The sequence below is a fragment of the Lactococcus petauri genome, from assembly GCF_023499275.1.
In the GTDB taxonomy this organism is placed as follows: domain Bacteria; phylum Bacillota; class Bacilli; order Lactobacillales; family Streptococcaceae; genus Lactococcus; species Lactococcus petauri.
The window spans coordinates 858,715-884,595 of sequence record NZ_CP094882.1; the positions used below are offsets into that span (position 1 = coordinate 858,715).

Genomic DNA, 25,881 nt, shown 5'->3' on the forward strand with positions numbered 1-25,881 from the left:
TGAATAAAGATGAACAAAGAAGTTTTTAATCAAGAACATATCCTTTTCGATACAAGCGCACGTACACAGGAAGAAGCCTTTGCAGTTATTGCACAGTTTGCGTATTCTCTAGGCTTTGTGGACAATGAAGCCGAATATTTTGAAGGCCTAAAACAGCGAGAAGCAGAAGCAACAACAGGGTTTAAAGACCATATCGCCATTCCTCATTGTAAAGATAAAACGAACTTAAAGCCGGGCATGTTTTTCGTTAGATTTGCCAATGAAATTCCTTGGAATGCTTTGGATGGCAAACCCGTGAAAGTTGCTTTGGCACTTACGATTCCCGAGGAAGGTGCGACTGAGCACTTGAAGTTGCTGAGCTTAATCGCTCGAAAATTAATTGACGATCAATTTCGTGAAGACATTTTATCAGAGAAAGACCCGAATAATCTGACTGCCGTTATAGATAAAATTGATTTTTAACTCAAAGGTCAAATCATCTTGATTTGGCCTTTTGAAAAAATGAATAAGGAAGTAAAAATGAAGAAAAAAGTACACGTCATTCATCATACACACTGGGATTTAGAATGGTATTTTACTCATAATGAATCTTTCGTCCAGTTGGCTTATCATTTGGATGAAGTAATGAGCGCTTTGGAGAATAATGAAATTTCTTATTATCTCCTCGATGGGCAAGTGAGCATTTTGGATGACTACCTTCAAAGTTTCCCTGAACAAAAAACACGACTCAAAAAGCTGGTTCAAGCTGGAAAACTCTGGATTGGTCCATGGTATACTCAAACAGATGAACTCATCATAAGTGGCGAGTCAATCGTGAGAAATTTGACTCTGGGAATGGAATTAGCAGAAGATTTGGGTGGTTATATGAATATCGGTTACCTGCCAGACTCTTTCGGCCAGAGCAAAGATATGCCTAAGATATATCAAGGTTTAGGAATTGATCGTACAGTCTTTTGGCGTGGATTGCCGCAGGAAAAAACAAGGGACCGCGAATTTTATTGGCAAGCTGAAGATGGTTCAAAAGTTTTAGCCGCAAATATTAAGGATGGTTATTTTGTCGGCGTTGGACTTATTCATAGTGACCAAACCCAAGAACTTATGACGCAGATTGACGACGGTGCTGTGGGGCAACATCTCGTTTTACCTGTAGGAGGAGACCAACGTTATGTAGATTTTAACCTACGTGAGCGGATTGATTTTTACAACCAGAAACTGAGTGGCTATGAGTTAAAAGAAAGCAACTATGAGGAGCTATTCTCCGAACTCGAAAAAGAGGAACTGACCACAATTGAAGGGGAATTTATCTCCAGCTCAGTCTCGAAAATCCATCGCTCGATTTATTCTTCACGTTACGACCATAAGTATTTGAATGATAAGCTGGAAAGACGGATGATTTATCAAGTAGAACCACTCGTTCTTATGGCTGAAAAACTTGGGATTGCTAACAAGCAGGGTTTAATTGACAGAATCTGGAAATTGCTGGCAAAAAATCAAGCCCACGACAGTGCGGGCGGCTGTAATAGCGATAAAACCAATCGTATTATTCGTGAACGCTTTATCGAAGCAGACCAACTGTCTTATTCCATAGTCGACTACTTGACCAGAAAAATCAGTGAGTCACAGAAAAAAGTTTGTGACCACCAAGTCAGCATTTTTAATACCCTGCCTTGGGAAGTAACTAAAACAGTAAAAATTAATGTCTCTACTGAGTTTAAAGATATCCAACTGAAAAACACGGCAGGGGAAGCGCTAAGTTTTGATGTTCTGGCAAGAAATAAAGAATATTCTGGTGAAATCAGACGCGAAGAAACTGCTCAAGATCCGGATAAATATTATTATATTCATGAACTGGCTGTAGAAGTTACGGTTCCTGCGCTTAGTTTTGTGAATTACTTCGTTGAAGAAAGTCAACAGTCAAGCATGGTCATCAGCGAAGACAAGCAAGATTATATTGAAAATGATTACTACAAGCTGAGCTATGAAATAGGACAGCTTCATTTATTTGATAAGAAAATGCAGCAAAGTTATGACAACATCTTATCTTTTGAAGATGGTGGTGATGAAGGTGATACTTACGATTACTCGCCAGCTCATGCAGATCGTGTCTTTGATTTGACACTTGAAGGAAGTAAAAATAGTACTTTTTGTGGGGAACATTATCAAGAGTTATTATTGACTGGTACTTGGGACCTTCCCAAGGATTTGAAAGAACGTGCAGAAGGCATTTGCCAACAAAAACAAGACTACGAATTAAAAATTACCTTAAAAAAAGGGAGCAAGCATCTCGAATGCCATTTGACGATTGATAATCAAGCGCTGGACCATCGTATGCGTGCAGTCATCAATCTTCCTTTTGCTAATCAATATTCTTACACAGATACGCCTTTTGGTACAGTGAAGCGTGAAGCAGAAGATCCGCATTTGAAAGACTGGCAAGAAATCGGCTGGCGTGAAGAACCAACAGCTATTTACCCCATGCTAAAATGGGTTAATGTTCACGATGATAAAAACAGTTGGACGGTTTTTGCCAAAGGAATCAAAGAATATCAATTAATCGGGGAAAATCACCATCAGTTAGCTTTAACCCTCTTTCGAAGTGTCGGATTTTTAGGACGGCCTGATTTGCTCAGAAGGCCAGGTGTAGCTTCTGGTAATGCTTTTAAGTACATCCCAACACCTGATAGCCAATTGTTGGAAAAATTAACATTCAAATTTGCCATAAGTTTAGAACAGGATTATAACCCCGCACGACTTGCTAAAAGTTACCTTGATTATGCTTTATCCTTGCATTTCTATCAAATTCAGAGTCTAAATCTTTTTACAACGACTTTAAAATATTTTGTGTCAAATACCTTGAAAGAAAAAATTTGCAGTCCCCAAAATATCAGCTTGAAAGCGCCTGACCTTGTCTTTAGTTCACTCCGTAAGAATAAGCTTTACGGCGGTTGGGACTTACGGGTGTATAATCCAAGTACCCAAGCTGTTCAGGGTGAGAATTTTATTCTGTCAGAGCAGGAGCTTCGCTATGAGTTTGTGGACCTTAAGGGAATCGCGCTGACCGAACGACAAAAAAATAGTAAAATTAATCTGGGAGATTTTAGAGCAGGACAGATTAAAACTGTTCATTTCATAGATTGAGGAAAAATCATGAAGGAAGATATTTTCATATTAATTGAATCGCACCGTTTGGAGTTAACTTATGTTGAGGAGATTATAGCCAACTATTTTATCAGTAAAAAGGCACCGCTGAATATAGATAAATTAGCACAAACACTAGCCGTATCAAAGGCATCGATTACTCGCTTTTGTAAAAAGATTGGTTTGGATAATTACAAGGAACTCATGTTTTTGTACAACCTTTCCTTGGATAAAAAAGAAGAGCCATCGATTTCATCGGCAGTGACAGCTATTTACCATGCCTTAGCCACACGAAGTGACAATGCTTATTCCGAGGTGGAAGTGGACAAGCTGTGCGCTTTAATAAAAGATCATAACATCATTCATTTTTTTGGAAAGGGCTTTAACAGTTATACAGGAGCTGATTTTTCATTCAAATTTTCACGGTTTGGCAAGTATGTTCGTGTCATTTCAGAGGAAAAGTCAATCTTAATGTCAGCAGAATTTGCCCGTGAGGGTGAAATGATACTCGTGGCCTCCTTGAGAGGAATAGACAGCAACCTTCTTGAAGCGATGACCATAACAAAGGAAAAAAATATTCCGATAGCACTGATTACTTCCAATCCTAATTCTGATTTGATTAAACAAGCAGATATTACACTAATTTCAGCGGGCTTGACACATGAAGAATCTATCGGTAATATCTCACCACAAATTCCGATTTTGATTCAATTAGACATACTTTACGAACGCTATCTTCATCTCTTTTCTGATTCTGTAAAGAAATGGATAAAATCTGAAGAAATTTTACATAAAAATAAAAAATAAGAAGGTTAAAATATGAAAAAATTTCCTGAAGGATTTTTGTGGGGCTCAGCTTTATCCGGCCCACAAACTGAAGGTTATTCTCTAAAAGAGGGGAAATCTGCTTCTACATGGGATTACTGGTTTAAAGAAAATCCTGAAAAATTTAATGAAAACCAAGGACCGGAAACAACTTCTAATCTTTACGAAAATTACGTAGAGGATTGCCAACGGATGAAAGCTATCGGGCTTAATTCGATTCGAACTTCTATCCAATGGACACGACTACTTCCTGATGGAAAAACACTCAATCCTCAGGCGGTTGATTTTTATAGAGATTATTTTACAAAGATGAAAGAAAATGGTATCAAGCCAATAATTAACCTTTTTCATTTTGATATGCCCATGTGGTTGATGGATAAGGGCGGTTGGGAAACACGAGAATCTGTTGAGGCTTTTCGTTTTTATGCCCAAAAAGCTTTTGAATGCTTTGGTGATTTAGTCCATGATTGGACGACTTTCAATGAACCAATGGTTCATGTGGAGTGTGGTTATTTACAAGGCTTTCATTATCCTGCAATTGTCGATATCAAAAAAGCTGTTCAAGTGGCTTATCATACCTTAATGGCACACGTAAAAGCTGTTCAAACCTTTAGAGAACTTATGCCGCAAGGATCCATCGGTATTATTCTGAATGTATCTCCGAGCTATGCGCGCAGTCAGTCAGCAGCAGACTTAAAAGCTAAAAAAGCCGCTGATTTAGTCAATATAAAAAGCTTTCTTGATCCTGCGGTGCTTGGAAAACACAACAGTGATTTGGTTGAACTTCTCAAAAATAACCAACTCTTACCTGAAACATTGCCAGAAGATGAAAAAGATGTAGCAGCGAATACGGTGGACTTTATCGGTTTAAATTATTACCAACCAAGTCGCGTTCAAGCACCTGAGGATGCGAGCTTCCCCGCCAAAACCTTAGATGATTTTTACCAACCTTATGATTGGCCTGAAAAGAAAATTAATCCTTATCGTGGGTGGGAGATTTACCCGCAAGCCATTTATGATGTAGCGATGATGATGAAAAAGGACTATCATAATCTTCCTTGGTTTGTCAGTGAAAATGGCATGGGTGTAGCTGATGAGGAGCGGTTTATGGATGATTCAGGCATGATCCAAGATGATTATCGCATTGAGTTTATGAAGGAGCATCTCAGTTATCTTCATCAAGCCATTGAAGAAGGAAGCAATTGCTTTGGTTACCACACGTGGACCTTTATTGATTGTTGGTCTTGGCTGAATGGTTATCGCAACCGCTATGGTTTTTATCGGGTTGATTTGGAAGACGATTATAAACGTACCGTGAAAAAGAGCGGACTTTGGTATAAGAAATTAAGTGAGCATAATGGATATGAAGAATAATGGACATAAGCTCGCCGTTTTTGATATTGGCGGCACAGCAGTAAAATATGGTTTATGGGATGGAGAAAAAATCCTAAATAATGCTTCTTTTAAAACACCTGAAAGCTTTGAAAAGCTTACTGCGAAGATGGGCAGTATTATCAAGGACTATCCACAGCTTAAAGGAATAGCGATATCGTCTCCAGGCGCTGTCAATACAGCGAAAAGAAGGATTGAAGGAATCAGCGCCGTACCCTATCTGCACAACCGTCCTATATTTGATGAAATTGAACAATGCTTTGACTTGCCCGTAGCTATCGAAAATGATGCCAATTGTGCAGGGATTTGTGAAATTGATTATGGTGCAGGAAAAGAAGCCCAGAATGCTGTTTTTTTGGTCATAGGTACAGGAGTAGGTGGAGCTATCTTTATTAACCGCAAGCTTTATAAAGGTGCGCATCTGTTTGCTGGCGAGTTCGGTTTGATGAAAAACACGAAGCATAAAACTTTTAGCGAAACCGGACCATTGGTTAAAGCTGCGGAAACTTATTCCAAAGAGACAGGGCAGAAAATTTCAGGTAAGGAACTGTATGACTTAATGGATCAAAAAAATCCTCAAGCTACTTTACTTATCGAAAATATGCTGGAGATTATTTCTGATTATTTATATAATATCCAAGTTTCGCTTGATCCAGATACAATTATCATTGGTGGCGGAATGTCAGCGCGGAAAGATTTGCCAGAAATCCTTCAGAAAAAATTAGCAGAACGTCTTCAAAACTATGATATAGCTCATATCCTGCCAAGAATTGAAAGTTGTCATTATATGAACAATGCAAATCTGATTGGGGCGGCTTTAAATTTTTACACTATTTTTCCAAAAGCTCAGAGATGATTTGACAAAAAAACTAGCGCTCTATATACTTAAAAGAAAAGGCTTTATAGAGGTAAAGAATATGGCAAGCACTGATCGTGTAAAACAGATGAAATTTGAAACCGTTTATCCGCTTTACTTGGCAAAAGTAGAGAAAAAAGGACGGACAAAAGAAGAATTAGATGAGATTTTGACTTGGTTAACAGGATACACGAATCCTAGCCAGCTCACGGGTAGCTTGGGGCAATTGATTGAAAATCAGCCTTTTAATGACAATGCGCCTCTTATTACTGGAGTGATTTGCGGTGTTCGTGTAGAAGAAATCGAAGACAACTTTATGAAAAAGCTACGTTATATGGATAAAGTAGTAGATGAACTCGCCAAAGGGAAAAGTCTGGAAAAGATTAAAAGAATAACCTTATAACTCGTGGACATAATGAAGCTTTATGTGTCCAGACTGAGTCCAATTCTTGCATTTACTAAGGGAATTTGTTATTATTAAAGAACAATATTGAATATGAATTCCCAAAGGGGAGTAGCGTCGGTGCAAACCGAAACAAAGTCGTCATTCCGTGAGCATTAATCTCACCGGCTTTGTTGACATGGATATGACATGTTTAGCAAGACCTTTGCCAGATTTGGCAGGGGTCTTTTTAATACGCTACATACAAGCATTGAAAGATGTTCATGCTGGAGGGAAAATCATACTATCTATCGATTACCGTAGCGTCTTATTCGTTTCGAATCAAAAAATATTGCTTTTGATATCAAGCGTCATATTTAACTATTGGAGAAGGAGCTAAAATGGAATTCTACAACAAAGAAACAGAGCTTGTCCTTGAGGAATTGCAGACAACCGTTGAAGGTCTAACGGAGCAAGAAGTCAAAGAAAGACAAGAACGAGACGGCTTTAATGAGCTGAAGAGTAAAGACAAAGTTCCAACTTGGAAAATTTTACTGGACACTTTTAAAGACCCGATGGTTATTGTCCTGCTGATTGTTACCATTGTTCAGCTGGCATTAGGCGAAGTGGTTGAAGCCTGCATCATTCTTGGTGTAGTATTAATCAGCTCAATCGTCACTGTGATTCAAACCAAAAAAGCAGAAAGTTCATTGGATGCCTTGAAACAAATTTCGGCGCCCCATGCAAAAGTGTTACGTAATGGTGAAAAAATAACGATTCCAGCACGTGAACTTGTTGTGGGTGATCTTGTCTTGCTTGAAGCAGGGGACTTTGTTCCTGCCGATGGACGTGTCTTGACTTGTAAGAGCTTGCGTGTAGAAGAAGGCATGTTAACAGGTGAGTCCGAAGCAGTTGAAAAGACAGATGTAGCGCTTGAAGGGGAACTTCCTTTAGGCGACCGTAAAAATATGCTCTACAGTGGAGCGCTCACTGTTTATGGGCGTGGAGAATTTATCGTTACCGGTACCGGAAGTCAAACAGAGATTGGTAAAATCGCCACGCTCCTTGAAACGGCTGAAGATAAACAAACACCCTTGCAACAAAAACTGGAGAAATTCAGTAAACAACTGGGTATTGCTATCCTGATTCTCTCTGTTGCTATCTTTGCAATTCAAGCGGCACGTATCTTCTTTGCTGGAGACGGTGCAAATATTGAAGTGAAGATGTTAGATGCCTTCATGTTTGCTGTTGCTGTCGCTGTTGCCGCAATTCCAGAGGCACTTTCTTCAATTGTAACGATTGTCCTTTCAGTAGGTACAAACAAAATGGCAAAACAACATGCTATCATTCGTAAGTTGCCTGCAGTTGAAACTTTAGGTTCAACAAGTGTTATCTGTACGGATAAAACAGGGACATTAACCCAAAACAAAATGACGGTTGTCGATTACTTTTTACCTACAACCACAAAAGAAACTTTCCCAGATCAGCCAGAAACTTGGACGACGGACGAAGCACTACTGATTGAAGCAGCTGTCTTGTGTAATGACTCAAGTATCAATGAAGAAGGGCAAGAGCTCGGCGATCCAACAGAAGTTGCACTAATTGCTTTTAGCAACAAGGTAGGTAAACCTTATCAAGAACTTCGTGAAGCTTACCCTCGTTTAGCAGAACTTCCTTTTGATTCTGACCGTAAGTTGATGTCAACGATTAACCTTATTGATGATGAAAAACTCATGTTGACTAAGGGTGGACCAGACGTGATGTTTGCACGTTGTTCGAAAGTTCTTATCAACGGTCAAGTCCAAGACTTTACTGAAGAATTAAAAGCAGAATTCCAAAAACAAAATGAAGCATTCAGTAACAAAGCACTCCGTGTTTTGGCTTATGCTTACAAACCTTTGGCGCAAGACAAAGAAGTTCTGGATTTGGAAGATGAAAATGACTTGATCTTGATTGGTTTAACAGCCATGATTGACCCACCACGTGAAGCTGTTTATGATTCAATTGCGGAAGCGAAAAAAGCAGGTATCCGTACAGTGATGATTACGGGTGACCATAAAACAACAGCGCGTGCGATTGGGCAAGATATCGGTCTCTTTGGGGAAAACGACATTGCTGTGACTGGGCAAGAATTAGATGCTATGTCAGAGCAAGAGTTGGATGACAACTTGGCAAAAATCTCTGTTTATGCGCGTGTGTCACCAGAAAACAAGATTCGTATTGTTCGCGCATGGCAGAAGAAAGCAAATGTTACTGCGATGACTGGTGACGGAGTTAATGACGCCCCAGCCTTGAAACAAGCCAATATTGGTATTGCTATGGGTTCAGGGACAGACGTTGCCAAAGATGCATCATCAATGATTTTGACCGATGATAACTTCGTTTCTATTGTTAATGCTGTAGCGGTTGGACGTACAGTCTACGATAATATCAAAAAATCAATTGGTTACCTCTTCTCAGGTAACTTAGGGGCGATTATTACCATTGTTTTTGCCTTAGTTATGAACTGGGCAAGTCCATTTACAGCCCTGCAATTGCTCTTCATCAACTTGGTAAATGACTCTGTACCAGCGATTGCCTTGGGTATGGAAAAAGCAGAACCCAATGTCATGAAGAAAAAACCACGTCCTTCTGACGAAGGTATCTTCGAAGGCGGTTTGATGGCAAGTGTTGCGGTTCGTGGTGTATTGATTGGTATTGCAGCGATTATTTCTCAATATATCGGGATGCAAGTTTCAGATGAGTTGGGTGTAGCTATGGCCTTCACAACTCTAATCTTGGCACGTAGCTTACAAACTTTCACAGCACGTTCAAATTCACAAACAATCCTTTCATTGGGCCTCTTCTCTAACAAATATGTTTTAGGTGCGGTAGTATTCTGCCTTGGACTTTACAGCTTGACAACTTTACCTTTCACACGTGAATTCTTCAGCATTCCGGCAAACTTCAGTATGCACTACTGGTTACTTGCTGCTGGTCTTGCTTTAGGTGCTGTCTTGATGATGGAAATCATCAAAGCACTTCGCGTACTTGTTAGTCAGAAAAAAGCAAAAGCAACAGTAAACAAAGTAGGTTAATTATCCTTTAAGAAAATTTAAAAAACGCTCCCAGCTGTTGGAGCGTTTTTTTAGTTAAAAATAATAGCAATAAACAGAGTCAAAGCCAAGCTGCCATTGTAAAGAATTAGATTTTTAATTTGATAATGAAAGGTTTCGCTTTTGACTTGCTTGTGGAGGAATTTTTTCATATTAGGAATCAACTCGAAGAGGATGAGCAGCATTAAGGCAGACCATATAGGCAAGATACCTAAGATTATCGCTAGACTAACACAAAGAGCAGGAATGATATACATGACTTTATAAAGTACTAAGCTGGCAGGAATTTTAAGATAATAAGGTAAGGTGAAACGTTGATTGCGAATGTCTTGTTCCAAATCACAAATGTTATCGGAAAGCATGACATTGAAGTTCTGACAGAAACACATAATACCTATGAGAACAATCGGAAGAAGTTGGGAAAAATCCCACGTCCAGTTCATTTTCCAGCCGTCAAATTGAATGAAAAAGTACTGTAAATCATAAGAATTAATATATACAGCGAGAAAGAAACCGAAAAATCCTTCACATAGGCCAGCTAAAATTTCACCTAAAGGAAAGCGACTGAAAGCAAAGGGGCCATATGTATAAAAGATTGCTACAAGAAAGCAGAGGCCGCCAACGGGTAAAATGGCAAGATTGGTGATAAGCATAACTGCAAGCCCAACTACGATATCGATGAAAAGAAAGAGCAGGCAAATTTTTAGTGCTAACTTAGGGTTGATATTGCGATTGCTAATGATATTTTGCTGGGTTTTATATTCTGGATCCAGCGCTTTATGGTAGTCCATCAAATTATTCCATGCGGAAACAAAAAGATTGATGGCAGCAAGACCGATCAGAAAAAGAAGGGTGGGTAAAAGATGAAAAGAGTGAAAATACCATAGCGAGAACATAATTCCTGCAAGTGGCGAAAGCAGAGCCACGGGTAAGGTTTGGATTCTTGTAAAGTTAAGAAATGTTTTGACGTTCATAATGAGAATTATATCACAAAAAAAAGAGGCATTCTTAGTTGGAAAGAAAGATAGACAGTGCTCCAAGCTAAAGTACTCAAATCTCTTCAGTAAAAAGTTAAATTATAATTCTTTTTGCATATTAATATCAGTAATTTCAAAACCCATTTTTTTATAGACGTGTAAAGCTCTAGAGTTACTTCCAAAGACATGTAAAGCTAGGGATGAAAAGCCAAGTTGTTTAGCTTGAAAACTAATTAATTCAAGAGACGTAGAGCCGAAACCTTGATTGTGAAATTCTTCATAAATTTCGAAATCATAAATAAAAGCAGTTCGAGCATTGTCTGTACTTTGAGCCGTCCAAATATAACCAATGACTTCTCCCTTTTCAAGGATAGAATAAAAATAGTTATTGGGTGTTTGGAGGCCTTCAGGCAGGAGTAAATTGTATTCCGCCTGAGCCTTTGAAAAAGCCTGTTCTTCAGTCCAAGTACCGTTTAGGACTTTTTCTTTAGCAAAGGTTTCTACGGCGGAGAGCATGTAGTGTTGAAATCTTTCTTGTGTCATTTCAATAAGTTTTAGCATATTTCTCCTTAATTTAAAAAATATCTGGTATGGATGAGCCTAGTTTTTCCTAAATTATACCATAGGCGAGGATAAAGAAGTGATGAATAAATATTGGCCACATGGGGAAATCTCCCCATTATTTTGTCTTTAACTTTTATGAGGTATAATAGAGGAAGCGAAAAAAGTAGAAAAGGGCTGAAATTAGTGAAATTTTTACATACATCAGATTGGCACATTGGCAGAACCTTGAACGGTTGGAGTCTTTTAGAAGAGCAAAAGCACGCCTTTAAAATTATGCTGGCCGCAGCCAAGCAAGAAAAGGTTGACGGTATCATCATTGCAGGAGATCTTTATGATCGGACAGTTCCGAGCGCAGCAGCTGTGACGACCTTTAACGAAATGCTGCGAGAAATGAATATTCAGGAGAATTTTCCTATTTATGCAATTTCGGGAAATCACGACGGAGCACGACGACTAAATTATGGGCGTGAATGGATGGAATTTAACCATTTGCATTTGAATACATTATTAGAAGAAGCTTTTGTACCCATTGAAACAGCGGAGATCCAAATGTTCTTGCTTCCTTACTTTGATCCAGCTGATGCGCGTGTTTATTTTTTACAAGCGGGTATGCCAGAAGAGGAAGTGAAAGAAATTAAAACCTTGTCTCAGGCATTAGAACTAGTACTTGAAAAAATGCGAGAAGCCTTTCACCCTGAGAAAAAACAAATTTTAGTGACTCACTTTGCTGTGAGCCCTTCTGCAGATCAGGAGATTGAGCTGACAAGTGAAACCAAGTCCAAAGCTGGGGGGCTAGCTACTGTCACAGTCCAGCAGTTTGTGGATTTTGACTACGTTGCTTTGGGGCATATTCATACACATCATGCTTCACCCAGTGAGACAGTGCGTTATTCAGGAAGTCCTGTCAAATTTAATATCAAAGAAGCAAAAACGAAAAAAGGCTATTATATCGTAAATGTAGCGGATAAGGTTGAGACTGAGTTTTTCGAAATTCAACCGCAGACGGATTTGGTTGCTCTTACTGAAGAGTGGGAAACGCTTATTGATCCAGAATTTTACCAGCAACAACCTTTGGAATCTGCTTGGTTTGCTATATGTATTAAAAACTTTGACCGCTTTGTTCATGCTGGGCAAAATTTACGTGCCCAACTTCAGAAAATCTATGGCACTATTGTCGAACTGGATTATGAAGATAAAGAACGCATCATAGAGCACGAAACCCATCAAAATATGGAAATGATGAGTGAGGAAGAAATCGTGCAAAATTTCTACCAACAGGTGGCAGGAGAGGCACTTAGTCCATTTCAGCGAACTTTTATCGAAGAAACTTTTATTGACTTGAGAGGGGAGAAGTAGACATGAAACCAATTTACTTAGAAATGAATTATTTCGGACCTCACGCTCACTCGGAAATTGATTTTAGAGCTCTAGATGAAGCACCATTATTTTTGATTAGCGGCGATACGGGTGCTGGAAAATCTACGATTTTTGATGCAATGACTTATGCTCTTTTTGACAAGACGACAGGAGATCGTGAAGCGAGAGAAATGCGCAGCCAGTTTGCACAACCAGACCAACGTACCGAAGTGACTTTCTATTTTGAGCAAGGTAACTTTCTTTATAAGGTACAACGCTGTCCCGAGCAAGAAGTCTTTAAGAAAAGAGGAGTAGGCACTAAGACGGAAAAAAGTCAAGCCAGCTTAGCTATTGTAGACAGGGTATTTGGCACAGAGCAAGCCAGTTTGGCTACAAAACCGGTCGATGTTGCCAGTGAAATATATGGTCTTTTAAATCTCAGCGCCGAGCAGTTCAAGAAAATCATTTTACTTCCACAAAATGACTTCTCACGTTTTTTAAAATCGGCCACCAATGAAAAAGAAGAAATTCTGAAGAAAATTTTTGGTACGGCAATTTTTACGGTCTTTTCTGAGGAAGTGCGGAATCAATACACAAAAAACAATCAAGAAAACGCAGCTCTTGATTCAATCTTGCAAAGCCAATATAGCTCTTCTGTCTGGACGGAGGAAGAAGCCAAGGCTTTGGAAGAATGTCCAGATAAGGAAAAATTTGAAAAAGCGACAGAATTTCTAGAGCAAAAGCAGATGCAAGAAAGCAAGGCTCGTGACTTAGCAAAAATAGCGCAGCACCAAGTAGAAACTGTCGATAAAGCTTACGAAGATGCCTTGCTGCTGGAACAAGAGTTCCTTGAAGCAGAAAAGACTCAAAAAGAATATCAGGAAAAAATAGCGGAGCAAGCAGTGCTTTATGAGCAACAGAAAGAAGCCTACGAAGCCCGCAGCTGGGCGCAACAATTTAAGGATATTTTACGTGACTTGGAAGAGGTTGAAAAAGAACTAGAAGCTAACCAAGTACGTGAAGCTGATTATCGCTCAAAAGCCGAGCAAGAGCAGAAAATACTTGGAGAAGTGAAAAAACGTGAGCAAGACTTAGATCAGAAAGCTTCAGAATTTGGAGAAAAAGATAAGGATATTGAAGAGCTGACTCGCACGATTACGCAAGCCGAGCAGGCAGAAAAACTTATCCGACAGAAAAAAGATTTGGAGAAAAAGATTGTCCACTTGCAGCTTAAGCAAAGTGAGACAGATGTGCCCCTAAAAGAAGCACAAGTCAAACTTGATCAATTACAAAAAGAGATCCTTGATGAGAGTATCTTGCAGGCGGAAAAAGATGCTTTAAGTCGTCTAAAGTTGGACTTTCACCAGCAACTTTCTCCCTTAGCAGAATATTTGGAGCGCTTAAAACAAGAAAATCAACTTGCACAAAAGGAATTAAACTTTGCTGAGGAAAACATTACGACACTGCAGCAAGATTTCATGCTCAAACAGAAAAGTTATCAGGAAAAGCGAAAATTACGTCAAAGTCTCATGATTGCTCAACTGCAAAAGGAACTCGAAGATGGTTTACCATGTAAAGTTTGTGGTGCTACAGAACATCCTTTATCACATGTTGAGCTTGATGTTTCTGACGATGACTTAAAAGCAGCTATGCAACAAGTTGACAAAGCTCAAGAAGCCTTTGCTGCTGCAGAAGAAAGGCAAGAAAAGGCTCAAAGCGAACTTGAAATGGCTCAAAAAAAAGCTGCAGAAAAAGCTGAAACACTGCAAGAAATCGAGCAGAAGTTTGACCAAGCCTACAGTCAGTTTTGTCAGGCACATGAAGGCAGTTTTCCTAAAGTGTTTAGTCGCCAAGAGCTCACTATCATTTTTCAAGCTCGAGAAGACAGTTATAGGCAGAAAAGCACTGCACAAAAAGAACGTTCTCTGGAGAAAGACAAGCTGTGTGTTTTAGTAGAAAACTTAGAAGCTGAACGTCAAGGGTTGTTTCAGGAGAGCGATAAAGTCAAAGCACAGCTCGAAACAGTTACTCAAAGTTTAGCTGAGTTTGGGCAACTGCAATCCAGTCAAGCTCTAAAAGAGCAGAAGGTTCTATTGCGCCAAGAAGTCGATAACTATTATACAGAGTGCCAAGAGGTGCGTGAGAAGATAATTGCCCTTGAAAAGCGTTATGCAGAACAGAAAGCAAAACATGAAGAACGTCTGATGCGTAGTGAAGAGCAAAAACTGAAGCTTCAAGAAGGACAGCGCATTATCCACAAAGCATTGGCAGCCCCAAATGCTTGGACCAATGATTTAGTCACGCTGAAAAATTGGCTTGCAGAGGATAAACTTCCTGAAATTTCCAAGTTTATTAATACTTATGAACTTGAAGAGAAACGCTTGAATCGTGCTTTAGCAAAGTATGAGGAAAAATTAAGCGGTAAGCAAAGACCTGATCTTACTGAGTTGAGAGAAGAAAAGCAAGCCTTAAACGAGCGCTATAGCCAAACGCAAAAGACAGTTATTGAGCTATCCAATACACGACAACAACTCGAAACAACGGTTGCTAAGATTGAACAAATACTTGAGACACAAGAAAAGGCAGCGGATAAGGCGCGTGAAATGACTAAGCTCTACAATGCGATAGCAGGAAAAACAGGAGATAAGCTCAAGCTTGAAACCTTTGTTGTCCAACATTATCTGGAAAAAGTTTTGATTTATGCTAACCAGCATTTCATCAATCAACTTTCCAATAACCGCTATCGCTTTGAGTTGGCCAAAGAATCCGCTAATAAAAGGCGCGATCATGGCTTGGACATCAGCATCTATGATAATGAGACAGGCGCCTCACGTTCATCCAATACTTTGTCGGGTGGAGAAACCTTTATTGCTGCTCTGTCAATAGCATTAGCACTGAGTGAAGTAGTCCAGAATTCTGCGCAAGGGGTTCAAATAGAAGCACTTTTCGTCGATGAAGGATTTGGCTCACTTGATCAAGAAACACTCCAAAAAGCCATGACAGCGCTGGAACAAATAGGAGAAAATCGTCTTGTTGGCCTTATCAGTCACGTAGAAGAAATGAAAGATTCAATCGCACAGCAACTACGTGTCGAAAAAATCGGAGACGGACGAAGTCAGGTAAAACTCTTTTCGAAATAAAATCTTTTAGTCAGAAATCAAGATAAAAAGTTCCGACTGCTTTCCAAAGTAGCCTTTTGAGAAAAACAATGAAATATGGTAAAATAGTAGAGTTCAAAACTCTACTCACAAAGGAGTGTGGAGTGAGATGTATGGGAAAAAGCTTTTCCAGCAAACAGCAGTAAAAAATGATGAAGTTTAGTCCTGCTGGAAAATCGAACTCGAACCAAATAGAAGAGCGCATGCTTTTAGGAAGAAATAGGAAAAATAAAAATGAGCTTGTTTTTAGATACAGCTAGAATTGAAGTAAGAGCTGGTAAAGGTGGAGACGGAGCAGTCGCTTTCCGTCGTGAAAAATACGTACCAGACGGTGGTCCTGCTGGTGGAGATGGCGGACGCGGTGGTGATATTATCTTCCGTGTCGATGAAGGGCTTTCTACTCTGATGGACTTTAAATACAACCGTATTTTCCGTGCGAAACCAGGTGAAAAAGGTATGAACAAAGGGATGCACGGACGTGGAGCAGAAGATTTGATTGTTAAAGTTCCGCAAGGAACCACAGTCAAAGACAATGAAACAGGACAAGTAATTGTGGACTTGATTGACAAAGGTCAAGAGTTTGTTGTTGCTAAAGGTGGTCGTGGCGGACGTGGAAACATTCGCTTTGCAACACCACGTAACCCTGCACCAGAAGTTGCTGAAAACGGTGAGCCAGGGGAGCAAAAATGGCTTATGCTTGAATTGCGCGTCCTTGCTGATGTTGGTTTAGTAGGTTTCCCTTCTGTAGGTAAATCAACGCTTTTGAGTGTTGTCTCTAATGCACGACCAAAGATTGGAGCTTATCACTTTACCACAATCACACCAAATATTGGTATGGTCCAAATCGGCTACGGTGACAGTTTCGTTATGGCGGACATGCCTGGACTGATTGAAGGCGCACACTCAGGTGCAGGTTTAGGGATTCAGTTCTTACGTCACATCGAGCGTACACGAGTTCTCTTGCATGTTTTGGATATGTCAGGCATCGAGGAACGTGACCCTTACGAAGATTATGTAACCATCAATAAGGAATTGGAAAGTTACAATCTTCGCTTGCTTGAACGTCCACAATTGATTGTGGCCAACAAAATGGATATGCCAGATGCGCCAGAGATTCTTGCAGATTTCAAGAAAAAGTTAGCTGAAAATCTACCTGAAGGGCAAGAAATGCCTCAAATCTTTGAAGTTTCTGGTCTAACAAAAACAGGCTTGCAAGGTCTGTTGGCACGTACAAGTGAACTCTTAGCTGAAACACCAGAATTCTTGTTGTATGAAGACGAAGACTTCATCGATGAAGAAGCATACTATGGCTTTGAAGAAGAAGAAAAACCATTCAGTATTTCACGTGACGATGATGCCGCTTGGCGCTTGTCTGGTACTAAGCTTGAGAAACTCTTCAAGATGACTAACTTTGACCGTGACGAATCTGTCATGAAATTTGCGCGTCAACTCCGTTCAATGGGTGTTGATGAACAACTTCGTGCAGCAGGTGCACGTGATGGTGATTTGGTACGTATCGAGAAATTTGAGTTTGAATTTGTAGATTAATAGCGTAGGAGGATTGAGATGGGCTTTAAGATTATTTCTGACCGTGATGAAAACGGTGAATTTATTGCCTCAGCAGATTTTTGGACAGACGAACGGATTGATGCTTTGATTAAGAAATATAATCCCTCAGGTAAACTCCGCCTCTCTAAAGCTGCACAAGAAACAAACGAAAAAGAAGATGAATAAAAAGAAGGCCATGTTTTTCATGGTTTTTATTTTTATAACATGGGAGAAAACAAGAGCAATTAGCTTGAATTTATAATTTAGTCTTGCTAAGCTAAATGAAGTAAGTTAAGAAACGAAAAGGAGATCACATGGCAGTAAAACTTTTTATCGCCCAAACATTAGACGGGTATATCGCTGATAAGCAGGATAATTTGGATTGGCTGATGGCTGTTGAAGGAGAAGGAGACAATGGTATATCGCGATTTCTCTCATCTGTAGATATTGTTATCATGGGCAGCAGAACTTACCAATGGCTTTTAAATCAAAAGTTAGAAACATGGCCCTATGAGGATAAAATGACTTATGTATTTTCAAGACAAACTTGGGAAGACAAAACCAATATCAAGTTTGTGCATCCAAGTAATCTAACATCATTTGTCAAAGAGCTTCAAGGAGAAATCTGGTTAGTTGGTGGCGGTCAGCTGATTAAGGATTTCATGGAAGGTGACCTTATCGACGAGTACCAAGTAACAATTGCTCCAGTTATTTTGGGAGAAGGTATCCCGCTCTTTCCACAAGGGAATTATGCAGCAGACTTAGAGTTACAAGGAACAACAAGATACGGACAATTTGTTGAATTGGCTTATAAGCGCAAAACGAAAGCGAAAAGTTAGTTAAAATATATTTTCTCTCTTAGGAAATTTTTAAAGCTAAAATATGGATTTGACTTAAAATACTCCATATGGAATAATAAATTTATGAAAAAAATAGCGATTATTGGTGGCGGCATCATCGGCATGACCTTGGCCAATTACTTAGATACAGAAAAATTTGACATTACAGTTTTTGATTCTGGCAAACATCAGGCGACAGGTGCCAGTGCAGGGATTATTTCTCCTTGGCTGTCCAAACGAAGAAACAAACAATGGTATGCTTTAGCTAAAGATGGTGCTGCCTTTTTTGAGCAACTGGTCAAAGACTTGAGTTTAGATGAAAACATTTACGAAAAGTGTGGGACGCTCTTCGTCAGAAGTCCACAAGCGCTTCAAGACCTCGAACAGCTTGCTTTAGAGCGACGTGCAACTGCACCAGAGATTGGGGAAGTGCGCCATCTCACCAAAGAAGAAACGACAGACATGCTGCCTTTGCTAAAACCTGTCGAAAGCTTATACATCTCTGGAGGCGCACGACTTGATGGAAAAGCTTACTTGCAACATCTTCGGGAACGTGCCCAAACACGCGGTGTTCGTGTAATAAGCGAAGAAGCCCAAGTCAAGAAGGAGAAGGCAAAATGGCGTGTGACTTCAGTGCAAGAGGAGGTGGAAGTAGATGAACTTGTTTTGACACCGGGACCAGCATTGAAAACTTTACTGGATCAACTGGGTTATACAGCCAAGGTCTCGCCCCAGAAAGGGCAACTGTTGTCTTTTGAGACCAATTTTGAAACAGAGAAATGGCCGGTTGCTTTCTTAGAAGGTGAAGCCGACCTGATTCCCTTTCAAAATGGCCGTCTACTCTTAGGCGCAACGCATGAAAATGAAGCAGGTTGGGATTTAGAACCGACACAAGAAGCTTTTGAGCAACTGACTAAAGGCGTGCAGACCTTCTTAAAGGAAGATTATTTTGCAGACACAGCTTATAGCTACCGTGTCGGGACCCGCGCCTACACTGCTGATTTTGCGCCATTCTTTGGCCCTATAGTGCAAGAGAGAGGTTTGAATATTGCGAGTGGATTAGGTTCCTCAGGACTAACTACAGGACCTTACATTGCCTATCTTTTAGCACAACATTTAAATGCAGATAATTCAGAATGGGATATGAACCATTATCAAAAGGAAATGAATCTCTATGTGAATAAAAAAGAAGAATGAGCCTAAAAAACATTTCAAAACAAAAGACGTCTTGTAGGGTGTGTTATAATAGAAAAGATAGATTTAAAAAACAGAAAGATAATAATGGCAAAAATATCAGATTTAATTATTAATACACCAGAAAAAAACGAAGTTGAAGGCGTTTTTCATAAGCATCCGAAGGGATTTGGCTTTGTGAACCCGCTCGAGGCGATTGACAAGAGTAATGACATTTTCATCTCACCAAAATTCACCAAATCAGCAATGGATGGAGATACAGTCCTTGTTCGTGTACTTCATCAAAAAAATGCTAAACGTGGTGCAGATGGACAGATAATCAAAATCACAAAACGTTCAGTGACGGAAACTGTTGGGAGCTATCAAAGCTTATCTAGCCGTCAAAGCAAACTTACAGGCTACAAAGGCACGATTCAACTCTACAATGATAAAATCACAGATCCTTTATACATCAAGCAACCGCTGTCTGAAGTACAAGAAGGTGATGTTGTCCGTGTCAAAGTAACGCAACATCCTGATGAAAATAAAGCATTTGAAGGTCAAATGTTAGAAATTATCGGACACAAGGATGATGTGGGGATTGATATTTTGGAAGTGCTTTGCGCTATGAAAATTCCGCAAGAATTTACAGCAGAAACAATGGCTCAGACCGAAGCAATCCCAGAAGAATTAACGGAAGAAGATTTTGCAGGGCGTGACGATTATCGCTCAGAAATCACTTATACGATTGATGGCGAAGATTCTAAAGACTTGGATGATGCCATTCATGTTAAGAAGTTAGACAACGGAAATTATGAACTGGGTGTTCATATCGCTGACGTTTCTCACTATGTCACTGACGGTTCACCTTTGGATGAGGAAGCTTTTGCACGTGCTACATCTGTTTATGTTACCGATCGTGTCGTGCCAATGTTACCTGTTAAGCTGTCCAATAATCTTTGTTCACTAAATGAAGCGCAAGAGCGGTTGACGATGTCCTGTGTGATGGAAATCAATAATTCCGGTAAAATTATCAATTATAAGATTGGTCCGTCTGTGATTAAGACAACTTATCGTATGACTTATTCAACAGTAAACAAGATGCTCAATAAAGGGCAAGAAGGACATCGCGAAAGTCTAGAGCAATTCCCTAAAATTGTGGATTCTGTCGCTATCGCTGGGGAACTTCACGCGCTACTCGAAGAGATGCGTCATCAACGTGGCATGATCGAATTTGACGAAAGTGAAGCAAAAGTTATCTTGGATGAAAAAGGACATGCGATTGATGTTGTGAAACGTGAACGTGGTACAGCAGAACGTATGATTGAATCCTTCATGTTGGCAGCCAACGAAACGGTTGCCCTTGATTTCCAAAAGAAAAAATTGCCGTCACTTTACCGTGTACATGACAAGCCGAAAGAAAAAGCATTTGCTAAATTAATGGAAAAGGCTGCTGATGCGGGCTTTAGCTTGAGTTCAAACTCTCATGAAGCTGTAAATTACTTTGCGGAAGAGATTAAAGGAACAGCTTTTGAAAAAACACTAACGTATCAATTACGCCACACGATGTCGACAGCTCTGTATTCAGAAAAAAATACACAGCACTATGGATTAGCTGCGACAGACTACACCCACTTTACCAGTCCGATTCGTCGTTATCCGGACTTGATCGTGCACCGTTTACTTCATCTTTATCCAAAAGATCACTCAAACCGTACGAAAGAAGAATGGAAAGAACGTTTACCTGAAATCGCTAAACAGTCTTCTGATATGGAACATCGCGCAGTTGTGACGGAACGAATCGTGGATGCTATGAAAAAAGCAGAGTACATGCAAGATCATATCGGTGAAGTTTACTCAGCAACCGTAACTGGTGTTCAAAAATTTGGCCTCTTCATGGAACTTGATAATACGGTTCAAGGTTTGATTCGTACGGTCAATCTTCACACAGGTGTTGAAGAAGCCATTGAATTCGATGAAGAAGAAGATATCTTCAAAGGTAAAAAATCTGAGAAAACTTATCGTATGGGGGATGTCCTAAAAATTCGTGTCATTTCAGCCAATAAACGTAAGGGAACCGTTGATTTTGAAGAAATTATTGAAGAATAATAAAAAAAGTTCTATCCTTCAAGATAGAGCTTATTTTTTTTAATATAATCGATAACAGATTGAGGCATGAGGTAAACCGGCTCGATTCCATCTTTAAACATCTTACGTAAAGAAGTACTGGAAGCAAAAGAAAGAGGTAAGTCCACCCATTGGACAGGATAAAGACTTTCAATAGCTTCAGTTGAACGTTGAACAGCAACAAACTGAACCAAGTCAAGTAAGGCATCAATCTTGTACCATTTCGGAAGATATTCCACCATATCGCTACCAATGATAAAATAAAAATCAGTATCTGGATAAGCTTGAGTGAGATGCTTCATCGTGTCATAGGTGTAAGATTTCCCACCACGTGCAACTTCTCCCAACTCAAGCGATAAGCGTGGACTATCTGCAATCGCCAGCTCCAGCATTTTCACACGATGCTCAGCCGAGATTGTTTTTTTCTCATCAATATGGGGAGGAAGAGCCTCGGGCATGAGCCAAACTTTATCTAATTCAAGACGTTGAGCGACCTGATCAGCCATCATCAGATGGGTAAAGTGGACCGGGTTAAAGTTACCGCCCAAAATTCCGATTTTATTTCTTTTTGCTTGTTCCATTAGTGGATATATAGCTCCTTTTTAATTCTTTTCATATTATACCAGAAAAGCCCACTTTCATCAGGTATATGAGCAGTTTCAAATAAGAAAATAATAATTTATTGAGTTTAAACTCATGAAGAATTTAAGAAGCATTGAGATAATTTCAACATGAAGATAGAAATGTCCCTGAATATTTGTAAATAAAGGTGATGACAATACAATTTACCGTCAAATTTTGTTAAAATAGAGTTAGAATATAATTTGTCACTCATAAAAGGAGTCACCATGTCACTATATCCAGACGATAGTTTAACTTTACATACAGATCTTTACCAAATAAATATGATGCAGACCTATTGGGAGCTTGGACGTCATAATCGCAATTCTGTTTTTGAAGTCTTTTTCCGTTCAATGCCTTTTGAAAACGGCTATGCTATTTTTGCAGGTCTGGAACGCATGGTTAACTACTTGAACAATCTAAGATTTACCGAAACAGATATTTCTTATCTCCGTGATTTAGATTATCCTGAGGATTTTTTGGACTATCTGGCACAGCTTCGCTTTACAGGTACAGTCCGCTCTGTCCAAGAAGGAGAACTCGTTTTTGCCAACGAACCTTTGGTTCAGATAGAAGGACCGCTGGCTGAATGTCAGCTTATCGAAACGGCTGTCCTCAATATCATTAATTTCCAAACACTGATTGCAACCAAGGCTTCACGCATCAAGTCTGTGATTGGTGATGATCCTTTGCTTGAGTTTGGTACACGCCGTGCCCAAGAAATGGACGCTGCTATTTGGGGGACACGTGCGGCCTATATTGGTGGTGCAGATGCCACAAGTAATGTGCGTGCGGCTAAGATTTTTGGCATTAAACCAAGCGGAACACATGCTCATGCTTTAGTTCAGAGCTATGGCAACGATTATGAAGCTTTTAAAGCTTATGCACAGACACATAAAGATTGTGTCTTCCTTGTGGATACATATGATACTTTGAACATTGGTGTTCCGGCAGCTATTCGTGTGGCACGTGAATTTGGTGACAAAATCAATTTCCAAGGTGTCCGCATTGACTCTGGAGATATGGCCTATATCTCGAAAAAAGTACGTAAGCAACTGGATGAAGCTGGCTTTACTGATGCCAAAATCTATGCTTCAAATGACTTGGACGAGTCAACAATCCTAAACTTGAAAATGCAGAGAGCGAAGATTGATGTTTGGGGTGTAGGTACCAAGCTCATCACGGCTTATGATCAGCCTGCGCTTGGTGCTGTCTACAAGCTCGTCTCTATGGAAGATGATCAGGGCGAAATGCAAGACACCATCAAACTGTCGAGCAACGCAGAGAAAGTTTCCACGCCTGGGAAAAAGCAAATTTGGCGTATCACAAGAGAAAGTGACGGTAAGTCTGAAGGAGATTATATTACTTTTGACGGTGAAAGACCAGACCAGAGTGAGGAAATCTATATGTTCCATCCCGTGCATACCTTTATTAATAAAAATGTACGTGACTTTACTGCTAAACCCCTACTTAAAGAAATTTTTGTCAAAGGCCAGCAAGTTTATCCTTTGCCTACCTTAGAAGAAATCAAAACTTTTGCTGAAGCCAACTTGACCGAACTTTGGGATGAATATAAGCGCAACCTCAATCCCCAACCATATCCCGTTGACTTATCACAAGAATTATGGAACCATAAGATGCGTTTGATTAGTCAAGTACGCACCAAGGTTTCTGGAATGAAATTGGATTGATACTATGAGAATAAAAAATATTGAATTAGGACATGCTGAAGCATTTGGTCAGCTCCAAATGGAAATTTTTCAAGAAAATAACTTTATGCTGGTTGAACCGGACGAACATAAAACTAAACTTCATGAATTAGCCAATCAAGTTGCCTCAACGGACTTTTTGATGGGTGCGGACAATGATCAAGGCGAATTAGTTGCCTTCTTAGCTGCCTACTGTGGCACTTACCGTCGCAATAGACATTGTGCTAAAATTGTCATTGCTGTACTTAAGGATTATCGTCGTCAAGGGATTGCGAGCCGGCTCTTTGCAGCTTTAGAAGAATGGGCACGTAAAGAAGGAGTTTCACGTTTAGAACTCACAGTGGCAATGAACAACAGTGCAGCTATTTCATGTTATAAAACAAACGGTTTTGTGATTGAAGGAGTACGTAGCCAATCTCTTAAAATCAATGATGAATGGGTTGATGAATTTTATATGGCTAAAATTTTGGAGTGAATATGTCTTTACAAGAAAAAATTATCAAAGAACTAGGTGTTAAACCAACAATCGATGCACAAGAAGAAATCCGTAAATCAGTGGATTTCCTCAAAGACTACTTAAAGAAATATCCGTTTATTAAAACCTATGTTTTAGGAATTTCTGGAGGGCAAGATTCAACATTGGCTGGCCGCTTGGCACAGATTGCCATGGAAGAAATGCGTGCAGAAACGGGAAACGAAGCTTATACATTTGTAGCTATTCGTCTGCCTTATGGTACACAAGCAGATGAAGAGGATGCGCAAAGAGCACTGGACTTTATTAAACCAGATAAAAGTTTAGTGGTGAATATCAAAGAAGCTGTTGATGCTCAAGTTGCGGCTTTAGAAGCGACTGGTGTGGAGATTTCTGACTTTAACAAAGGAAATATCAAAGCCCGTCAACGCATGATTAGTCAATATGGGATTGCTGGAGGGATGCAAGGTGCTGTTTTGGGAACAGACCATGCAGCTGAAAATATTACTGGCTTTTATACGAAATTTGGTGATGGTGGCGCTGATCTGTTGCCGCTCTTCCGTCTCAATAAACGTCAAGGTAAAATGTTGCTCGCTGCTTTGGGTGCCGAACCTTCTCTTTATGAAAAAGTTCCAACAGCAGACTTGGAAGATGGTAAGCCCGGTTTGGCAGACGAAGTTGCTCTGGGCGTGACTTATGAGGATATCGACAACTATACAGAAGGACGATCAATCAGCCCCGAGGCACAAGAAAAAATCGAAAATTGGTATCTTAAAACGGAACACAAACGTCACTTACCTATTACCGTTTTTGATGATTTTTGGAAATAATATATAAAAAGACGTGAGCGCTTAGGCTGGCGTTTTTTTATACGTAAATCAATAAAATGAGGGTTGAGAGTATGGTATAATAGAGTAATATAAACGCTTACAGGAGGGATATTATGTCCTATATTGAGATAAAAGATGAATCAAAAATCTATCAATCTGGTGGAGAAAAAATCTATGCCAATGATCACGTAAACTTTGCGATTGAGAAAGGAGAACTGGCAGTTATCCTAGGAACGTCAGGTGCGGGTAAGTCCACAATCTTAAATATTTTAGGCGGCATGGATTCGAGTGATGAAGGGCAAGTGATAATTGATGGTGTAAATATTGCTGAGTTGTCTGCTAAAGAACTGATTACTTACCGTAGACGTGATGTTGGTTTTGTTTTTCAATTTTATAACTTGATTAATAATTTGACGACCAAGGAAAATGTCGAACTGGCTTCAGAGATTGTCGAAAATGCGCTTGATCCTGTAGAAGTTCTTCAAAATGTCGGCTTGGGTCATCGCTTGGATAATTTTCCCTCACAACTTTCGGGGGGAGAACAACAACGTGTGGCTATTGCGCGTGCTATCGCTAAGAATCCCAAAATCCTTCTCTGTGATGAACCAACCGGAGCATTAGACTATCAAACAGGTAAGCATGTACTGAAAATACTGCAAGACATGTCGCGCGTTCAGGGTGCAACAGTGATTATTGTGACCCATAATGCTGCCATTAGTCAAATTGCGGACCGTATCATTCATGTCCATGATGGTCGGGTCAAGGAGATTACGGTCAACGACCGTCCATCAGATATTGAAACGATTGAGTGGTGATTCG

The 25,881-nt window shown here is 39.8% G+C and carries 21 protein-coding genes and 1 riboswitch; of the genes, 18 read left to right on the top strand and 3 right to left on the bottom strand.

Translation table 11 applies throughout. The features are described from left to right. The first annotated feature begins 9 nt into the window (after positions 1-9). The 7 genes from lgb_RS04310 (at position 10) to lgb_RS04340 (ending at position 9,670) form a co-directional block, all read left to right on the top strand. Positions 10-462, top strand: coding sequence for a PTS sugar transporter subunit IIA (locus lgb_RS04310; RefSeq protein WP_019293548.1), 453 nt, complete (start codon positions 10-12; stop codon positions 460-462). A gap of 57 nt (positions 463-519) precedes the next feature. Continuing rightward, positions 520-3,138, top strand: coding sequence for a glycoside hydrolase family 38 N-terminal domain-containing protein (locus lgb_RS04315; protein ID WP_019293547.1), 2,619 nt, complete (start codon positions 520-522; stop codon positions 3,136-3,138). A 9-nt stretch (positions 3,139-3,147) separates the two neighbouring features. Next, the gene (locus lgb_RS04320; RefSeq protein ID WP_019293546.1) at positions 3,148-3,945 is read left to right on the top strand and encodes a MurR/RpiR family transcriptional regulator; all 798 of its coding nucleotides are present in this window, start codon (positions 3,148-3,150) and stop codon (positions 3,943-3,945) included. Positions 3,946-3,957: 12 nt separating this feature from the next. Beyond that, positions 3,958-5,337 (top strand): glycoside hydrolase family 1 protein, encoded by a 1,380-nt coding sequence (locus tag lgb_RS04325; protein WP_019293545.1) that lies wholly within the window; start codon positions 3,958-3,960, stop codon positions 5,335-5,337. Beyond that, positions 5,321-6,211 carry an ROK family protein gene (locus lgb_RS04330; protein ID WP_019293544.1) on the top strand — a complete coding sequence of 297 codons (891 nt, stop codon included), beginning with the start codon at positions 5,321-5,323 and terminating at the stop codon, positions 6,209-6,211. The genes lgb_RS04325 and lgb_RS04330 overlap by 17 nt, the downstream gene beginning before the upstream one ends. A gap of 61 nt (positions 6,212-6,272) precedes the next feature. Continuing rightward, a complete protein-coding gene (locus tag lgb_RS04335) occupies positions 6,273-6,614 on the top strand; it encodes a DUF2200 domain-containing protein (protein WP_019293543.1) in 342 nt (113 codons plus the stop codon). Positions 6,615-6,708: 94 nt separating this feature from the next. Then, positions 6,709-6,809, top strand: a riboswitch (yybP-ykoY riboswitch). 185 nt (positions 6,810-6,994) lie between these two features. Continuing rightward, a complete protein-coding gene (locus lgb_RS04340) occupies positions 6,995-9,670 on the top strand; it encodes a cation-translocating P-type ATPase (protein WP_019293542.1) in 2,676 nt (891 codons plus the stop codon). A 50-nt stretch (positions 9,671-9,720) separates the two neighbouring features. Here the strand turns inward: lgb_RS04340 and lgb_RS04345 are convergent, their stop codons facing one another. After that, entirely contained in the window at positions 9,721-10,662 is a 942-nt protein-coding gene (locus lgb_RS04345; RefSeq protein WP_019293541.1) for a UbiA family prenyltransferase, read from the bottom strand. A gap of 102 nt (positions 10,663-10,764) precedes the next feature. Beyond that, a complete protein-coding gene (locus tag lgb_RS04350; RefSeq protein ID WP_019293540.1) occupies positions 10,765-11,226 on the bottom strand; it encodes a GNAT family N-acetyltransferase in 462 nt (153 codons plus the stop codon). A gap of 186 nt (positions 11,227-11,412) precedes the next feature. On the opposite strand from lgb_RS04350, the gene lgb_RS04355 reads away from it, so the two are divergent. From lgb_RS04355 to rnr, 7 genes are all read left to right on the top strand, one after another. Continuing rightward, positions 11,413-12,585, top strand: a complete 1,173-nt coding sequence (locus tag lgb_RS04355) for an exonuclease SbcCD subunit D (protein ID WP_019293539.1) — start codon at positions 11,413-11,415, stop codon at positions 12,583-12,585. Positions 12,586-12,587: 2 nt separating this feature from the next. Next, positions 12,588-15,725, top strand: a complete 3,138-nt coding sequence (locus lgb_RS04360) for an SbcC/MukB-like Walker B domain-containing protein (RefSeq protein WP_019293538.1) — start codon at positions 12,588-12,590, stop codon at positions 15,723-15,725. A gap of 252 nt (positions 15,726-15,977) precedes the next feature. Then, positions 15,978-17,291 (top strand): GTPase ObgE, encoded by a 1,314-nt coding sequence (obgE, locus tag lgb_RS04365; protein ID WP_014024644.1) that lies wholly within the window; start codon positions 15,978-15,980, stop codon positions 17,289-17,291. 18 nt (positions 17,292-17,309) lie between these two features. Then, the gene (locus lgb_RS04370) at positions 17,310-17,477 is read left to right on the top strand and encodes a hypothetical protein (protein ID WP_019292557.1); all 168 of its coding nucleotides are present in this window, start codon (positions 17,310-17,312) and stop codon (positions 17,475-17,477) included. A gap of 128 nt (positions 17,478-17,605) precedes the next feature. After that, complete coding sequence (locus lgb_RS04375; RefSeq protein ID WP_019293537.1) at positions 17,606-18,130, top strand: dihydrofolate reductase family protein; 525 nt, start codon at positions 17,606-17,608, stop codon at positions 18,128-18,130. 84 nt (positions 18,131-18,214) lie between these two features. Then, positions 18,215-19,327, top strand: coding sequence for an NAD(P)/FAD-dependent oxidoreductase (locus lgb_RS04380; protein WP_019293536.1), 1,113 nt, complete (start codon positions 18,215-18,217; stop codon positions 19,325-19,327). A gap of 57 nt (positions 19,328-19,384) precedes the next feature. Continuing rightward, a complete protein-coding gene (rnr, locus tag lgb_RS04385; RefSeq protein WP_256777886.1) occupies positions 19,385-21,412 on the top strand; it encodes a ribonuclease R in 2,028 nt (675 codons plus the stop codon). An 11-nt stretch (positions 21,413-21,423) separates the two neighbouring features. Here the strand turns inward: rnr and lgb_RS04390 are convergent, their stop codons facing one another. Further along, positions 21,424-22,011: a nicotinate-nucleotide adenylyltransferase gene (locus tag lgb_RS04390; protein ID WP_019292561.1), complete on the bottom strand. Its 588-nt coding sequence runs from the start codon at positions 22,009-22,011 to the stop codon at positions 21,424-21,426. A 267-nt stretch (positions 22,012-22,278) separates the two neighbouring features. Between lgb_RS04390 and lgb_RS04395 the strand changes: the two genes are divergently transcribed. The 4 genes from lgb_RS04395 to lgb_RS04410 all read left to right on the top strand — a co-directional run bounded on the left by lgb_RS04395 (position 22,279) and on the right by lgb_RS04410 (position 25,877). Continuing rightward, on the top strand, positions 22,279-23,742 hold the full coding sequence (locus lgb_RS04395) for a nicotinate phosphoribosyltransferase (RefSeq protein ID WP_019293534.1): 1,464 nt from the start codon (positions 22,279-22,281) through the stop codon (positions 23,740-23,742). A 4-nt stretch (positions 23,743-23,746) separates the two neighbouring features. Then, positions 23,747-24,235, top strand: a complete 489-nt coding sequence (locus lgb_RS04400; RefSeq protein ID WP_019293533.1) for a GNAT family N-acetyltransferase — start codon at positions 23,747-23,749, stop codon at positions 24,233-24,235. 2 nt (positions 24,236-24,237) lie between these two features. Next, on the top strand, positions 24,238-25,062 hold the full coding sequence (nadE, locus tag lgb_RS04405) for an ammonia-dependent NAD(+) synthetase (protein ID WP_064305306.1): 825 nt from the start codon (positions 24,238-24,240) through the stop codon (positions 25,060-25,062). A gap of 113 nt (positions 25,063-25,175) precedes the next feature. Then, the gene (locus tag lgb_RS04410; protein ID WP_086582496.1) at positions 25,176-25,877 is read left to right on the top strand and encodes an ABC transporter ATP-binding protein; all 702 of its coding nucleotides are present in this window, start codon (positions 25,176-25,178) and stop codon (positions 25,875-25,877) included. Positions 25,878-25,881 lie beyond the last annotated feature (4 nt).